General features: G+C 63.6%; 12 protein-coding genes. 5 read left to right on the top strand and 7 right to left on the bottom strand.

The features are described from left to right. The first annotated feature begins 6 nt into the window (after nt 1–6). The 4 genes from ACM6IM_RS06760 (at nt 7) to ACM6IM_RS06745 (ending at nt 9,555) form a co-directional block, all read left to right on the top strand. Nucleotides 7–1,422: a Y-family DNA polymerase gene (locus ACM6IM_RS06760; RefSeq protein ID WP_414864605.1), complete on the top strand. Its 1,416-nt coding sequence runs from the start codon at nt 7–9 to the stop codon at nt 1,420–1,422. Then, nucleotides 1,398–4,496, top strand: a complete 3,099-nt coding sequence (locus ACM6IM_RS06755; RefSeq protein ID WP_414864604.1) for an error-prone DNA polymerase — start codon at nt 1,398–1,400, stop codon at nt 4,494–4,496. Before ACM6IM_RS06760 ends, ACM6IM_RS06755 begins: the two co-directional genes overlap by 25 nt. A 235-nt stretch (nt 4,497–4,731) precedes the next feature. Then, a complete protein-coding gene (locus ACM6IM_RS06750; protein ID WP_414864603.1) occupies nt 4,732–6,843 on the top strand; it encodes a PAS domain-containing protein in 2,112 nt (703 codons plus the stop codon). Nucleotides 6,844–6,924: 81 nt separating this feature from the next. Then, complete coding sequence (locus tag ACM6IM_RS06745) at nt 6,925–9,555, top strand: excinuclease ABC subunit A (protein WP_414864602.1); 2,631 nt, start codon at nt 6,925–6,927, stop codon at nt 9,553–9,555. A gap of 93 nt (nt 9,556–9,648) precedes the next feature. On the opposite strand, the gene ACM6IM_RS06740 is transcribed toward ACM6IM_RS06745, so the two are convergent. Genes ACM6IM_RS06740 through ACM6IM_RS06715 form a run of 6 tightly spaced genes read right to left on the bottom strand, consistent with a single transcriptional unit; the run spans nt 9,649 to nt 15,073 of the window. Then, on the bottom strand, nt 9,649–11,595 hold the full coding sequence (locus ACM6IM_RS06740; RefSeq protein ID WP_414864601.1) for a response regulator: 1,947 nt from the start codon (nt 11,593–11,595) through the stop codon (nt 9,649–9,651). Then, on the bottom strand, nt 11,585–12,460 hold the full coding sequence (locus tag ACM6IM_RS06735; RefSeq protein WP_414864600.1) for a sensor histidine kinase: 876 nt from the start codon (nt 12,458–12,460) through the stop codon (nt 11,585–11,587). Before ACM6IM_RS06735 ends, ACM6IM_RS06740 begins: the two co-directional genes overlap by 11 nt. After that, a complete protein-coding gene (locus ACM6IM_RS06730; protein ID WP_414864840.1) occupies nt 12,453–13,457 on the bottom strand; it encodes an ATP-binding protein in 1,005 nt (334 codons plus the stop codon). Before ACM6IM_RS06730 ends, ACM6IM_RS06735 begins: the two co-directional genes overlap by 8 nt. Next, nucleotides 13,454–13,858, bottom strand: a complete 405-nt coding sequence (locus ACM6IM_RS06725; protein WP_192308162.1) for an ATP-binding protein — start codon at nt 13,856–13,858, stop codon at nt 13,454–13,456. Before ACM6IM_RS06725 ends, ACM6IM_RS06730 begins: the two co-directional genes overlap by 4 nt. Further along, nucleotides 13,855–14,217 (bottom strand): STAS domain-containing protein, encoded by a 363-nt coding sequence (locus tag ACM6IM_RS06720; RefSeq protein ID WP_192308161.1) that lies wholly within the window; start codon nt 14,215–14,217, stop codon nt 13,855–13,857. The genes ACM6IM_RS06725 and ACM6IM_RS06720 overlap by 4 nt, the downstream gene beginning before the upstream one ends. A gap of 4 nt (nt 14,218–14,221) precedes the next feature. Further along, on the bottom strand, nt 14,222–15,073 hold the full coding sequence (locus tag ACM6IM_RS06715) for an STAS domain-containing protein (RefSeq protein WP_414864599.1): 852 nt from the start codon (nt 15,071–15,073) through the stop codon (nt 14,222–14,224). A 247-nt stretch (nt 15,074–15,320) separates the two neighbouring features. On the opposite strand from ACM6IM_RS06715, the gene ACM6IM_RS06710 reads away from it, so the two are divergent. Next, nucleotides 15,321–15,509, top strand: a complete 189-nt coding sequence (locus ACM6IM_RS06710; RefSeq protein WP_192308159.1) for a hypothetical protein — start codon at nt 15,321–15,323, stop codon at nt 15,507–15,509. A gap of 84 nt (nt 15,510–15,593) precedes the next feature. On the opposite strand, the gene ACM6IM_RS06705 is transcribed toward ACM6IM_RS06710, so the two are convergent. Continuing rightward, a complete protein-coding gene (locus ACM6IM_RS06705) occupies nt 15,594–16,115 on the bottom strand; it encodes a DUF4142 domain-containing protein (protein ID WP_414864598.1) in 522 nt (173 codons plus the stop codon). Between the last annotated feature and the right edge of the window lie 61 nt (nt 16,116–16,176).

The raw sequence follows: 16,176 nt of genomic DNA, 5'->3' as shown, positions 1-16,176 counted from the left end.
GTTGCCATGCGTTGGGTGTGCATTGTTTTCCCGCAATTGGCGCTGGACGCGGTACTGCGCCAGCGTACCGACCCCGAGGAGCCGCTGGCGCTGCTGACCGGCCCGGCGCAGCGTCGGGTGTTGCAGGCGGTCAATGCGTCGGCACGAGCCCTGGGCCTGCGCCCGGGCCAGTCGATGACCGCCGCCCAGGCGTTGAGCAAAGGTTTCGTCACGGCGGAATACGACGTCGCCGGGATCGAACACTGGCAACAGTTCCTGGCCGCCTGGGCCTATCGCTTCAGCGCCCAGGTCAGTGTGCATTACCCGCGGGCGGTGGTGTTTGAAATCGAGTCCAGCCTGGGCTTGTTCGGCAACTGGGCGCAACTGGAAGCGCGCTTGCGCGGCGAACTCGACGAACTGGGGTTTCGCCATCGAATCGTCGCCGCGCCCAACCCGGTGGCGGCGCGGATTCTGGCCAACGCCCATGACGGCCTGGTGGTACCCGACGATCAAGCCCTGCAGCATCACCTGGGGCCATTGCCCGTCGACCGCATCGGGCTCGAGGCCAGCGTCGCCACGGCGTTGTCGCGCATGGGGCTGCGCACCTTGAGCCAGGTGCAGGCGTTGCCCCGGCAGACCCTGGCCCGGCGTTTCGAGGCCCAGGTGCTCAAGCATCTGGACGCCTTGTTCGGCAGGCGGCGACTGGCGCTGGCGTTCTACTTGCCACCGGACCGTTTCGATGTGCGCATCGAGCTTAACTTCGACGTGCAATCCCATCAGGCGCTGCTGTTTCCGCTGCGCCGTCTGACCAGTGACCTGTCAGCGTTCCTCTGCGGGCGTGACAGTGGCGTGCAGCGGTTCGACCTGCACCTGGAGCACGCCGGCTTGCCGGACAGTGTGATCAAGGTGGGCCTGCTCAGCGCCGAGCGCGATCCGGCGATGCTCTTTGAACTGGCCCGTGGACGACTGGAACAGGTACAGGTCGAGGCCCCGGTGCGCGGTTTCCGTCTGCGCGCCGAAGACTTGCCGGCCTTCGTGCCGCAGGCTCAGGCGCTGTTCGACGACCGCCCACAGCAATCGTTGCCCTGGGAGCAATTGCGCGAACGCCTGCGCGCCCGACTGGGCGACGACGCGGTGCATGGCTTGCGGTTCCAGGCCGATCACCGGCCGGAGTGTGCGTGGCAGGCCCGTGACGATAACCAACGTTGCCCGGGCCTGCCGGGTGTGCAGCGTCCGGGCTGGCTGCTGACTGAACCGCAGGCGGTCCATGAAGCTTCGACGCGCATCCTCATGGGGCCAGAACGCATCGAGTCCGGCTGGTGGGACGGCGACGACGTGCGCCGCGATTACTACCTGATCGAGACCCGCACCGGCCAGCATGGCTGGGCCTATCGCGCGGTCGGTGAGGACGGCCCGTTGTGGTTGCAGGGCTGGTTCGCATGAGCCTCGACTACGCCGAACTGCATTGCCTGTCGAACTTCAGTTTCCAGCGCGGTGCTTCCAGCGCCCTGGAACTGTTCCAGCGGGCGAAAAAACACGGTTATCAAGCCCTGGCGATCACCGACGAATGCACGCTGGCGGGGATTGTCCGCGCCTGGCAAGCGGCCAGATCGGTGGAGCTGCCGCTGATCATCGGCAGCGAAGTGCGGATCGAGGACGGTCCGAAGCTGGTGCTGCTGGTGGAGAACCTTGAAGGCTATCAGCACCTGTGCCGGCTGATCACCCGGGCGCGAAGGCGGACGCAGAAAGGCCAGTATCAGGTATTGCGTGAGGATTTCAGCGAACCGTTGCCGGGGTTGCTGGTGTTGTGGGTGCCGGATTCGGTCGATGACCTGGAACAGGGCCGCTGGCTCAGGCAGCTGTTTGCCGAGCGCCTGTGGCTGGCGGTGCAGTTGCATCGCGGCCAGGACGACCAGCGACGGCTGAATCAGTTGCTGGCGTTGGCAGGGGCGCTGGACATCCCCGCCGTGGCCAGCGGCGATGTGCACATGCACTGCCGTGGTCGGCGGGCCCTGCAGGACACCATGACCGCGATCCGTCATCACCTGCCTGTGGCCGACGCCGGGTTGCGCCTGCACCCCAACGGCGAACGGCATCTGCGCAGCCCCGAGCTGTTGCGCGAGCTGTACCCGCCCGTGTTGTTACAGGCGTCGGTGAACCTGGCCCGGCGCTGCACGTTCGACCTGGGGCAGTTGCGTTATCAATACCCCAGGGAGCTGGTGCCCGAGGGATACACCGCCAGTGCCTGGCTGCGGCAACTGACCAGGCAGGGGATCGCCTGGCGCTGGAAAAAAGGTGCCCCGATCAAAGTGCTGAGGCAAATCAACAAGGAGCTGAGGCTGATTGCCGAGCTCGGTTATGAAAGCTATTTCCTCACCGTCCACGACGTGGTGCGTTTCGCCCGTGAGCAGCACATCCTCTGTCAGGGGCGCGGTTCGGCGGCCAACTCGGCGGTCTGCTACGCCCTGGGCATCACCGAGATCGACCCGGATCGCACCACGCTGCTGTTCGAGCGTTTCATGTCCAAGGAGCGCAACGAGCCGCCAGACATCGACGTGGATTTCGAACACGAGCGCCGCGAGGAAGTCCTGCAATACGTCTTCCGTCGTTATGGCCGGGGTCGCGCCGCGTTGACGGCCGTTGTCAGCACCTACCATGCCGCCGGTGCGGTGCGCGATGTGGCCAAGGCCCTGGGCCTGCCGCCGGATCAGATCAATGCGCTGGCTGACTGTTGTGGCCACTGGAGCGATGAAACCCCTCCGCTGGAACGCTTGCTCGAAGGCGGCTTCGACCCTGAAAGCCCGGTGCTGCGCCGCGTATTGAGCCTGACCGGGCAACTGATCGGCTTTCCCCGGCACCTGTCGCAGCATCCCGGCGGCTTCGTGATTTCCGAACAGCCACTGGACACCCTGGTGCCGGTGGAAAACGCCGCCATGGCGGACCGTACGATCATTCAGTGGGACAAGGACGACCTCGACGCGGTCGGTCTGCTCAAGGTCGACATCCTCGCGTTGGGCATGCTCAGTGCGATTCGCCGCTGTTTCGACCTACTGCGCCGGCATCGCGACCTGGACCTGAGCCTGGCCACGATCCCGCCCGAAGACCGGCCGACCTATGAAATGATCAGTCGTGCCGACACCATCGGCGTGTTCCAGATCGAGTCTCGGGCGCAGATGTCGATGCTGCCCCGGCTCAAGCCGAAAACCTTCTACGACCTGGTGATCGAAGTGGCCATCGTCCGGCCGGGACCGATTCAGGGCGGCATGGTGCACCCGTACCTGCGGCGGCGTAACAAGGAAGAGCCCGAGACGTACCCGTCGCCAGCGCTGGAGGTGGTGCTCAAGCGCACGCTCGGCGTACCGCTGTTCCAGGAGCAGGTGATGCAGATCGCCATTGTCGCCGCCGACTACGGCCCCGGCGAGGCCGACCAGTTGCGCCGCTCCATGGCCGCGTGGAAACGTCACGGCGGGCTCGAACCGCACAAGGAGCGCCTGGCCGCCGGCATGAAGAAAAACGGCTACACCGCCGAGTTCGCCGCGCAGATCTTCGAACAGATCAAAGGTTTCGGCAGCTACGGGTTTCCCGAGTCCCACGCCGCCAGTTTTGCCTTGTTGACCTACGCCAGTTGCTGGTTGAAATGCCATGAACCGGCGGCCTTCGCCTGTGCGCTGATCAACAGCTGGCCCATGGGGTTCTACAGCCCGGACCAGATTCTGCAGGATGCGCGCCGGCATCACCTGCAGGTTCGTCCGGTGGACGTGCGCGCCAGTGACTGGGATTGCAGCCTGGAGCCGGTCAGCGGCGCGCAACCGGCGATTCGCCTGGGCCTGCGCATGATCAAGGGGTTTCGCGAGGACGATGCCCGTCGTATCGAAGCCGCGAGGTCGAAGGGGGCGTTTATCGACATCGCCGACCTGGGCGAGCGGGCGCGCCTGGAGGCCCGGGCGCAGGAACAACTGGCCGATGCCGGCGCCTTGCGCGGTTTGGCGGGCGATCGTCATCGAGCGCGCTGGGAAGTGGCGGGGGTGCAGAAGCAATTGGGGTTGTTCGCCGGTTTGCCGAGCCAGGAAGAACCGGTGGTGTCACTGCCCAAACCCACGGTGGGCGAGAACCTGCTGGCCGACTACAACAGCCTCGGCACCACACTGGGCCCGCACCCGCTGGCCCTGTTGCGCGGCGAATTGAAAGCCCGGCGCTGCCGCAGTTCCAGGGAGTTGCTGGCGCTCGAACATGGCCGCCCGGTCAGCGTCGCCGGGCTGGTGACCGGGCGACAGCGCCCGGGCACCGCCAGTGGCGTGACATTCGTGACGCTGGAGGACGAGTTCGGCAACGTCAACGTGGTGGTCTGGCGCGACCTGGCCGAACGCCAGCGCAAGGTTCTGGTCGGGTCGCAGTTGCTCAAGGTCGATGGCCGCTGGGAGAGGGAAGGCGAAGTGCGCCACCTGATTGCCGGACGCTTGAGCGACCTGAGCCCGTTGCTGGACGGCATCAGCGTGCGCAGCCGGGATTTCCACTGATCCGCAGAGCCCATGTGGGAGCGAGCCTGCTCGCGATGGTCGTAAAAACGCCAAGGAGTGTCAGTTTTTCAGCGTTATCATTGACGACCATCGCGAGCAGGCTCGCTCCCACAGGGAAACGCGAGCATATCCGGAAATTCGCAAGCCGCTTAAATCAGCTATATCTCTATGAAACCATTGGCGTGCACGATGCTCGAAACAAACGGGCGTCAATTACAGGACTCAAAACCAGTCGATGCAATTTCTAGACGATAGCCACGGGTGTGCCGGATGGCGCGGCGAAATGGCCGGTCGAATCCGTACGTTCGACTGGAGTCATACCGAGTTGGGGGCGCTCGACACTTGGCCCGCCAGCCTGTGCAGCGCGGTGCAGATGTTGCTGGCTTCGCCGGTGCCGATCGTGATGCTGTGGGGGCGCCTGGGGTACATGATCTACAACGACGCCTATTCGGTATTTGCCGGTGGCCGTCATCCTTACCTGCTGGGGGCGCCGGTCGAGCTGGGCTGGCCGGAAGTCGCCGAGTTCAACCGCAACGTGCTCGACACCTGCCTGGCCGGCGGCACCTTGTCCTATCACAACAAGGCGCTGGTGCTGTTGCGCGATGGCGTTCCCGAAGACGTGTGGATGGACCTCTATTACAGCCCGGTGGCCGATGACCAGGGAACACCCGCCGGGGTCATGGCGATCGTGGTCGAGACCACTGATCATGTGATTTCCGAGCGCCGGCGCCAGGAAGCCGAGGCCGCCTACCGCGCCGACAATGAACGGGTACGCCTGGCGTTGAACGCCGGCGCCTTGCTCGGCTCGTTCGTCTGGGACCTCAAGGCTGACCGGCTCTCGGGCGATGAACGTTTTGCCCGGACCTTTTCCTATCCGCTCGGCCAGAATCTCGGTGACTTGCCGACGGACCATGCCGAATCACGGATTCATCCCGACGACGTTGGCTGGGTCAATGAACAGGTCAATCGCAGTGTCGCCACGGGTGAGCCTTTCAACGCCGAATACCGGGTCATGCGTGCCGACGACAGTTATCTGTGGGTACAAGCCAGCGGTTGTTGCGAGTTTGACGAACAGGGCAAGCCGTTTCGCTTTCCCGGCGTGTTGATCGACATCCACGAGCGCAAGACCGCCGAAGAGTCGCTGTTGAAATTCACCCGAAACCTCGAACAGCGTGTCGCCGACGAAGTGGGGGCGCGGCTGGCAGCGGAAGAGCAGTTGCGCCAATCGCAGAAACTCGAAGCCATCGGTGGCCTGACGGGCGGCGTGGCCCATGACTTCAACAACCTGCTGCAAGTGATTGCCGGCAACCTGCACTTGCTGGCGCGGCATGAGCCGGAAAACGCCAATGTGCAGCGCCGGGTCACCGCGTCGATCGCTGCGGTCGAGCGCGGCGCGAAGCTGTCGTCGCAACTGCTTGCATTTGCCCGTCGCCAGCCGCTGTCGCCGACGGTCTGTGACCCCCGGCAGGTTTTCGAGGGGCTGGGCGAATTGCTGCAACGGACGCTGGGTGAAACCATTCGGATCGATGTCCGGCTGCCTCAGGCCTCCTGGTTCATTCACGTCGACCGCAATCAACTGGAAAACGCCATCCTCAACCTGGCGATCAATGCCCGCGACGCCATGCGCGGCGATGGGGTCATCGAACTGCATGCGCAAAACGTCACACTCGACCGGCGCTTCTGCGCGGGCAAGGGCATTGTCGAGGGCGATTATGTGCAAGTTGGCCTGAGCGATACCGGCGTCGGCATGTCCCCGCAGGTGTTGGCCCAGGCCTTCGAGCCGTTTTTCACCACCAAGGCCGATGGCAAGGGCACGGGGCTGGGCCTGAGCATGGTCTTCGGCTTCGTCAAGCAGAGCGGTGGCCACATCGAGATGGCGAGTGTCGAAGGCGAGGGCACCCGGGTGCACCTGTACTTTCCGCGAAGCCGGCGGACCTTGCCCAGTGAGACGGACGCCCATGACACCCAGCATCACGGTGGTCATGAAACGATCCTGGTGGTCGAGGACAATGAGGCTGTGCGCACGTCGGTGGTGGAACTGCTGACCGAGGAAGGCTACCAGGTCCTGACGGCCGCCAACGCCGATGCTGCCATGCAGATGCTGCTGGAGGGGGTGGCGGTCCAGCTGATTTTCACCGACGTGGTCATGCCCGGCCTGATCAAGAGCACGGACCTGGCCGCCTGGGCCAAGGTCCAGACGCCTCCGGTGGCGGTGCTGTTCACCTCCGGCCACACCCGTGACATGATCTCGCGCAACCATCAGCTGAGTCCCGACACGTTCCTGCTGAGCAAACCCTACCGCCCCGAAGCGCTCACCCGGATGGTCCGGACCGTGCTCAATGGCTGAACACATGAAAATGTGGGAGCGGGCTTGCTCGCTCGCCCCTACGGCGATCGGTGTTTTCTTCAATTCAATCAAGGCCGCACAATGACCTCCAAACGCACCTCCAATCCTCCCTCAGGCATGGTCAGAGTGCGCGGGGCCCGTGAGCACAACCTCAAGAACGTCGACGTCGACATCCCCCGCGATGCCCTGGTGGTGTTTACCGGCGTGTCCGGTTCGGGCAAGTCGTCACTGGCGTTTTCGACCCTGTATGCCGAAGCGCAGCGACGCTATTTCGAGTCCGTGGCCCCGTATGCGCGGCGCCTGATCGATCAGGTCGGGGTGCCGGACGTCGATTCCATCGAAGGCCTGCCACCGGCAGTGGCCTTGCAACAGCAGCGCGGCACGCCCAGCACGCGGTCCTCGGTGGGCAGCGTGACCACCTTGTCGAGCCTGATCCGCATGCTGTATTCCCGCGCCGGCAGTTATCCGGCGGGTCAGCCGATGCTGTACGCCGAGGACTTTTCGCCGAACACGCCCCAGGGCGCGTGTCCTGAATGCCATGGATTGGGGCGGGTGTATGAAGTCACCGAAGCGCTCATGGTCCCGGACCCGAGCCTGACCATCCGCCAGCGCGCCGTCGCCTCCTGGCCCATGGCGTGGCAGGGCCAGAACCTGCGCGACATCCTCGTGACTCTGGGTTATGACGTCGATAAACCCTGGCGCGACCTGCCGAAGAAGCAGCGCGACTGGATCCTCTTCACCGAGGAAACCCCGACCGTTCCGGTGTACGCCGGGCTCACCCCCGAAGAAACCCGCGTCGCCCTCAAGCGCAAGATGGAGCCGAGTTACCAAGGCACCTTCACCGGCGCCCGGCGCTACATTCTGCACACGTTCAGCCATTCCCAAAGTGCGTTGATGAAGAAACGCGTCTCGCAATTCATGATCGGCAGCTCGTGCCCGCTGTGCGCCGGCAAACGACTCAAGCGCGAGGCGCTGTCGGTGACGTTCGCCGGCTACGACATCGGCGAGTTGTCGCAGATGCCGTTGCTGCAAGTGGCCGAAGTCCTGAAGCCGGTCGCCGCGCACAGCTACCTCGAACAGGCCGATGAAGCCGGCGCCGTCATGACCCATGAACAGACTCGCCAAGCCCGGGAGGACCGCGCGGCCCATGGCGCCAGCGCCCACGCCAATGCCCCGGACGTGCGCCACACGCCGAACCTGTCGGTGGAAAAACGCCTGGCCGCGCAACGCATCGCCCAGGATCTTTTGGAACGGGTCAGCATCCTGACCGACCTGGGGCTCGGTTACCTGGCGCTGGAGCGCAGCACGCCGACCCTGTCATCCGGCGAGTTGCAGCGCCTGCGCCTGGCGACGCAACTGGGGTCGCAGTTGTTCGGGGTGATCTACGTGCTCGATGAGCCCTCGGCCGGCCTGCACCCGGCGGATGGCGAAGCGCTGTTCGACGCCCTGCAAGGTTTGAAAGCCGCGGGCAACACGGTGTTCGTGGTCGAACACGACCTGGAAACCATGCGCCGGGCCGATTGGCTGATCGATGTCGGCCCGGCCGCCGGCGAGCACGGCGGGCAAGTGCTGTACAGCGGGCCGCCCCAGGGCCTGGCTGGCGTGGAGAATTCGCAGACACGAGCCTATCTGTTCGCCGATCAGGTCAGTCAAACGTCCGCCCGGCGCAAGCCGACGGACTGGCTTAGACTGGAGGGCATCACCCGCAACAACCTGGATAACCTGAGCGTCGAGTTCCCGTTGGGCTGCTTCACTGCCGTCACCGGTGTCTCGGGCTCCGGAAAGTCCAGCCTGGTCAGTCAGGCGCTGCTGGAGTTGGTGGGCGCGCATTTCGGGCGCGGAGTGGCGGAGGGCGAAGCGACCGAGTTGAGCCTGGAGGATGATGCGCCGCAGGCCAGTGGTGGCCAGGTCAGCGCCGGGCTGGAGTCGATCAAGCGCCTGGTGCAGGTTGACCAGAAACCCATCGGCCGTACGCCACGCTCGAACCTGGCGACCTACACCGGGCTGTTCGACAACGTGCGCAAGCTCTACGCGGCCACGGCCGAGGCGCAGGCCGCGGGTTACGACGCCGGCCAGTTCTCCTTCAACGTGGCCAAGGGCCGTTGCGCGACCTGCGAAGGCGAAGGCTTTGTCAGCGTCGAGTTGCTGTTCATGCCCAGCGTCTACGCACCTTGCCCGACGTGCCACGGCGCACGCTACAACCCCGAGACCCTGGCGATTACCTGGCAGGGCCTGAACATCGCCCAGGTGTTGCAGTTGACCGTGGACCAGGCGGTCGAGGTGTTCAGCGAGCAAGCCGGCATCCGGCGTTCGCTGGAAGTGCTGCGCGACATCGGCCTGGGGTATCTGCGGCTTGGCCAACCGGCGACCGAACTCTCCGGCGGTGAAGCCCAGCGCATCAAGCTGGCCACCGAACTGCAGCGCAATCAACGCGGGGCCACGCTGTATGTGCTCGACGAGCCCACCACCGGGCTGCATCCGCGGGATGTGGACCGCTTGCTGGAGCAACTGAACCATCTGGTGGCGGCGGGGCACACAGTGATTGTGGTCGAGCACGAAATGCGCGTGGTGGCGCAGAGTGACTGGGTGATCGACATCGGGCCGGGGGCCGGAGACCGGGGCGGGAAGGTCGTGGTGGCCGGGACGCCGCAGAAGGTGGCGGGCAGCAGGAAGAGTCGGACGGCGCCGTTTTTGGCCAGGGTTTTGGGTTGAAGCGTCTGGCTTCATCGCGAGCAGGCTCGCTCCCACAGATGATGCGGCGTACACAAAACACTGTGGGAGCGGGCCTGCTCGCGATTCACTGATCTATCCGGCGCCATCCAGGCTGCGGCGAACCTTGTCCAGCAGCTCGCTGATCTGAAACGGCTTGATCAGCATGTCCATGCCATCGCCGAGAAACACCTGGCGATTGAGGGCGTTTTCCGCGTAGCCGGTCATGAACAGGATCGGCAAGCCATCGCGCCAGCCCCGGGCGACGTCCGCCAGTTCCCGGCCGTTCATGCGCGGCAATCCCACGTCCGTCAGCATCAGGTCGATCGACGCGTCGTTCTGCAAGCGCTCGAGCGCGCCTTCGACATCTTCCACCTGGGTGCAGCGATAGCCGGCATCCACCAGCACCTCGGCAACGAACATGCGCACCGATGGCATGTCCTCGACAATCAGCACGTGCTCGCCAGTGCCTTGCGCGTCCACCACCGGCACTTGCTCCTGCTCGGTGGTCGGCTCGGTGCTGGCGGGTAGCATGATGGTCACTTCGGTGCCGCGTCGGGCCACGCTGCGAATGTGCGCGTCGCCCCCGGATTGCCGGGCGAAGCCGTAGATGCTCGACAGGCCCAGGCCCGTGCCCTGGCCCAGCGGCTTGGTGGTGAAAAACGGGTCGAAGACCTTGTCGATCACGCTGTGCTCGATGCCGGTGCCGTCGTCGCGTACCGCCAGTGCAACGTAGGCCCCGTCCACCAGTTTCGGGTCGCCGTGGGAGTACGCCGCATACGTGCTGACCCAGATATTGCCGCCCAGGGGCAAGGCATCGCGGGCGTTGATCACCAGGTTCAGCACGGCACTTTCCAGTTGAATCGGATCGACCAGGGCAATGGCTGCCTTGGACGTCAGTTCGAGTCTCAGGGTGATGTGCTCGCCGATGGTGCGCACCAGCAGCTCTTCCAGTGAGCGGACGTGTTCGTTGATGTCCACCGGCCGGGTATTGAGCGGTTGCTGACGAGCGAAGGCCAGCAAACGATGAGTCAGCGAAGCCGCGCTCATTGCCGAGTTCAAGGCCGCTTCGGCATAGAACCGGACCTTGTCGGGACGCGAATCGGCCATGCGCTTCTGGATCAGCTCCAGGCTGGTGATGATGCCGGTCAGCAGGTTGTTGAAGTCATGGGCGATACCGCCGGTCAACTTGCCCAGTGCATCCATTTTCTGCACCTGCAGCAACTGGGCTTCGGTGCGCACCCGCGAGGCGATTTCATGTTCCAGCTGCGAGGTGGCGTCATCCAGCCTGGCCAGGTGCGAACGCTCGCGGTGCCGATGCTCGGTGACGTCTTCGACGAACACCAGGCTCAACTCCGGCGTGCGGTAAGGCGAGATCTGCCACTCGGTTTCGCGCAGCTGATCCTCGACCCGCATGGTCAGCGTGCCTTTCCAGCGCTCGCCGACGCTCAGGCGCAGGCTCAGTTCATCGAGAATGGCGTCCTGTTCGTCGGCGAAGCATTCGCGCAGGGCGTTGGGGCCGTGATTGTTCTGGATCAGCCGGGAGAAGGCATGGTTGCATTCGTGCACCTTGAACTGTGCATCGAGTACCGCAATGGGCGCCGACACGTTGACGAAAATCTCGCGGAAGCGAGCCTCGCTTTCACGCAGGGCCTTCTCAGTGTCGCGTACCCGCAACAGGGTGCGCAGGGTCGCCAGCAACACATCGGCGTCCACCGGATGGATCAGGTAGGCATCGGCGCCGGCGTCCAGGCCGGTGATGATATCGCCGGACTGGATCGACGCCGCTGACACATGGATCACCGGGAGCAGGGCGGTGTCGGCTTCCGAGCGCAGTTTGCGCACGATGTCGAAGCCGCTCATGTCCGGCAGGTTGACGTCCAGAATCAGCGCGTCGAAGGTTTCACTGGCGATCAGTGCGAGCCCTTCACCCCCGGTGCCGGCTTCGAGCACCACGTAGCCGTGCCGTTCCAGGCGGCGCCGCAGGGCATAACGCGTGGCGACGTTGTCATCGACGATCAGCAGGCGGATATCACGTTTCATCGGCGGGCTCCGTGGCAATCGCCAGCGGGATGATCACGAAAAAGGTCGAACCGACCCCCGGCGTACTCTCGACCCCGACTTCACCGCCCAGCAAGGCGGCGAAGCGTTTGCACAGTGAGAGTCCCAGGCCCGTACCGCGCAAGCGTTTTTGCAACGGCGAGTCGACCTGGGAGAAGTCTTCGAACAATGCACCAAGCAGCTCGGGAGCGATACCGATTCCGGTGTCCGTGACGGCAAAACGCACCCGGTCGCTGCCCTCCAGGCTGGCCGAGACGCGGACTTCGCCGCGCGTGGTGAATTTCAACGAGTTGGAGATGAAGTTGCGCAGAATCTGCCCGAGCTTCTTGTCATCGGTGTACAGCCTGGGCAGGCCGACCGGTTCCTCGAAGATCAGGTCCACCGCGCTGGCATCGACAATTGGCCGGAACATGCCGCGCAGGGCGGCGAACAGGTCGAACATATCGAACCAGGCGGGCGATATGCTGATGCGCCCGGCTTCGATCTTGGCCAGGTCGAGCAAGTCGTCGACCATGTCGCTCAATTCCCGCGCGGCGTTGCTGACGAAGCTCACCTGCTTGTGCTGTTCGGGACTCAGTGGCCCGTCGAGCTCATCGGCCAGCAGGCTGGTGATGCTCAGGATCGAGCCCAGTGGCGTGCGGAACTCATGGCTCATGTAGGACAGAAAGCGGCTTTTGAGGTCCGAGGCCTGGCGCAGTTGCTCGGCCTGGGTGTCCAGTTCGGCGTACAGCGCCAGGACACCCTGGTTGGTTTCGTCCAGTTCCTCGCGCAGGGCGTCGGCTTCGCTTTGCAACCGGGCCACCAGGGCGGTGTGTTCGTCCATTGGACTGAGGGGCGTATCAGTCATGGGCCGTCTCCAGAGCAATGACCAACACCGTGACGTCGTCCCGTCCACGGCAGAAATCGCGGTGCAGGACAGCCGCGATCACGGCAGGGTGGCGATGCACCAGGCCGGGGTAATCTTGCAGGTTCCAACGCGATTGCAGGCCGTCGCTGTACATGATCAACAGATGTCCGTTCGCGTGAGCATAGTCAAAGGGTTGGGCTTTGCGGTATTGCCCACCGACGATGCCGGGGTGAGAGGCCAGGCCACGGGATGTATCCGGCGCGATCAGGCAGGCACCGATGTTGCCGATGCCCACGAATCGCAGCCCCTCGCCATCGAATTGAGCGATGGCGAGTGCGCCGCCACGGGTGCCGGTCATGGCGACATGGATGTCGTCGAGCAACAGCAGAGGGGACGCGAAGGGCGACTGGGCAAAGGTTGTTTCGCCAGCGCGGGCAGCCCGCTCTGCCTCTATACCGTGCCCGAGACCGTCGATCACCAACGCGCTGATGCGCGGCCCGTCGAACGCCAGGTGCCAGACGTCGCCGCAGGCCGGATCGTTATGCAACGCGTGCTGGCTGACGCCGATCCGCCGGTCCGGGGCCTTGTCGTTGCGCGGGTACATGCGCGTCAACAGCACCGCCCCGCGCGCATCGGCGTAGACGTCGAACACCTCGGTCTGGCGCGACACGGCGCCCAGGCCGATACCCTGGGTGCCTCGGGTAGAAAATCCGTCGGTCAGGCACGCCTGCAAGTCAAAGCCCTGGGCGCGGTCGATGGCGAGGATTTCGATTCCCGCACCGCAGGCCCGTGGCAACAGCCTCAGATGCAGTTCACCGTGGGTGGCGTGCTTGAGAATATTGCTGGCCAGTTCGGTCGCCACCAGCGCCACGCGTCCGGCGTCCGTGGCGTCAAAACCGTTGTTTTCCGCGAGCTGTTGAGCGATGCGACGTGCGTGACCGATCTGGCTGCTGTCTTCGATCGGCAGCACCTGGGTCATTGACCCTTTGATATTCATGTCCATCGGGTGATCGTTATGCGAGTGCCCTTGCCAGGCTCTGTATCGAGCTCGAATTCCTCCACCAGGCGCTTGGCCCCGGTCAGGCCCAGGCCCAGGCCGCTGCCGGAGGTCCAGCCGTCGGTCATGGCCAGTTTGAGGTCGGGAATGCCCGGGCCTTCATCGCGAAACACCAGGCGGACACCGGTGCGTCCGTTTTCCTCGAGGATCTGCCAGTCCATGTTGCCGCCACCGCCATACACCATGGTGTTGCGCGCCAGCTCGCTGACGGCCGTCACCAGTTTGGTCAGGTCGATCAGGCGCATGCCGCATTCGGTGGCCAGCTTGCGCGTCAGTTGCCGGGCCAGCACCACGTCCTGCTCTATATTGATCGGTTGAGTGCCGCTGTCGCGCACGGTCATTGGTCGCGTACTCGATCCTGAAGCAGTTTCATGCCGCGCTCGACGTTCAGCGCGGTACTCACACCGGGCAGGGTCAGGCCGAGCTCGACCAAAGTGATTGCCACCGCGGGTTGCATGCCGACCAGCACGGTTTCGGCATCCATGATTTTCGACAGGCCGGAGATGGTGCCGATCATGCGCCCGATGAATGAATCGACCATGTCCAGCGCCGAGATGTCGATCAACACGCCACGCGCCGATGTCTGGCTGATCCGTTCGGACAAGTCGTCCTGCAAGGTCAGGGCGAGCTGGTCGTGCATGTCGACCTGAATGGTCACCAGCAGGAAATCGCCCATTTTCAAGATAGGAATGCGTTCCATCGGCTTACACCGACTTGCTGACGGTAACGCCCAATCGCGTCAGCGCCAGCTTCAATGCATCCGCGAGGTTGGCTTTGGTCACGACGCCTTGCAGGTCCAGGCCCAGGTGCACGATGGTCTGGGCGATCTGCGGCCGCACGCCGCTGATGATGCAGTCGGCACCCATCAGGCGAATGGCGGTGACGGTCTTGAGCAGGTGCTGTGCCACCAGGGTGTCGACGGTCGGCACGCCGGTGATGTCGATGATGGCGATTTCCGAGCCGGTATCGACGATGCGTTGCAACAGCGACTCCATCACCACCTGGGTACGTTGCGAATCGAGCGTGCCGATCATGGGCAGCGCCAGCACGCCATCCCACAGTTTGACCACTGGAGTCGACAGTTCGAGCAGCTCTTCCTGCTGGCGCTTGATCACTTCCTCGCGGGACTTCTGGAACGTGCGGATGGTGTGCATGCCCAGGGTGTCGAGCAATTCCGAGACTTCCAACAGCTGTTCGGCCAGCAGCGCCGGATTATCCTGATGGTGGTTTTGCAGCACGGCGAACAATGGGCCCTTCAACGCGAAGATGAAGCTGGCGGTCTGTTGCGAGTCCTGGCCGAGCAAGGCGCGGCTGCGGGACAGTTTTTCCAGGTACAGGCGAATCTCGTCCCAACCGGCCGAGGCCAGGTTCTGTCCATTGCCGGCTTCAAGACCGGCGATGATCAACTGCAGGAATTCCGCCGTCTGCTGTTTGACCTCCTGATCCTTGAGGTTGCGCGTGGCACCGCTGGTTTCAAGGCCTCCGAGCCAGTCGGCAATCAATTTGGTCTGGTTGTTCTTAATTGCTTCGAGTGTGCTGGTTTGCAGTGCAGCCATTGTGTGTCGACTCCTTGTAGGGTGCGCCGACTCCCCTGAATATGACCGGCGCACTTCAGTGACATTTGCCTACTGAAATAGTTGTTCGCCCCGCGAGGTTTATTTGCGTGGCGCAGGACTACTTTAGTCGGCACCGGCTGAAACTGCCGTCTTTTGCCCGCATTCAGTCATTGGATGGAACCCTGAACGGAGGGTGGCTTCGAAACTACAGGGCTGCCGTGTCAAGGCAGTGACGAACGAGGTAGGTATGAAAGAGCCATCGAAGACCCAGGACCAGGGACAGACTGCAGAACCGGAGATCGCCGACCCGGCGGTCGACCAGAAGAACCGGCACACAGACAATGACAACGAATTCAGCCCCGGCTTCAAACCGAATCCGGACCGTCCGAAACCCAGTGATAACACCGATGCCGATATCGATACGGATGGGGGTTAGCGGTTGACGTTGAAAAAAGGTCCGCCTTCATTGATTGAAGGCGGACCTTTTTTATCGGTAGCAGATGACGAGGGCGGGAGCTGATTACTTGCTCGGATGCGCCGCCTGCAGTTTCTTCGCCATTTCCAGGTGTTTCTCCAAGCCTGGCAGCATTTTCTGCGCGAAGCCTTTGAGCTCGGTCGCCCCTTTGACCTTGTCATCGGTCACGGTATTGGCTTGCTTCTTGAACAGTTCGATGGTGTCTTCGTGGGCCTTGACCTGATTGTTGGCATAGGCCGCATCGAACGACTCGTCACGCATGTCGAGGATCTTTTCCTTGGCCTGTTTGACCAGGGTCGTGGTGTCCGGCACCTCGATATCATTTTTCTGGGCAATCGCGGCCAGTTCGTCGTTCGCCTTCGAGTGATCGGTGATCATCATATTGGCGAAAGCCTTGATGTCCGCTGACTGGCTTTTTTCCAGGGCGAGCCGGCTGGTTTCGATTTCGGCGATGCCGCCTTCGGCGGCCTTGTCGACGAAGTCGTTGGAAGTGGCCGCGTAAGCCGCGCCCATGCTGGTGCTCAGGGCAACGGCCAGAGCGAGGTTGCGAAAAGTAAATCCGTCCATTGGTCATTCTCCACGCTGGGTTTCAGGCGATCAGGCGATCGTTACTCAGTGGAGGCTGACG

This window comes from Pseudomonas sp. IT-P12, from assembly GCF_949767465.1.
Taxonomy (GTDB): Bacteria; Pseudomonadota; Gammaproteobacteria; order Pseudomonadales; family Pseudomonadaceae; genus Aquipseudomonas.
Note: the sequence above shows the minus strand (reverse complement) of the source record. Positions and strands in the feature narration are given on the sequence as shown.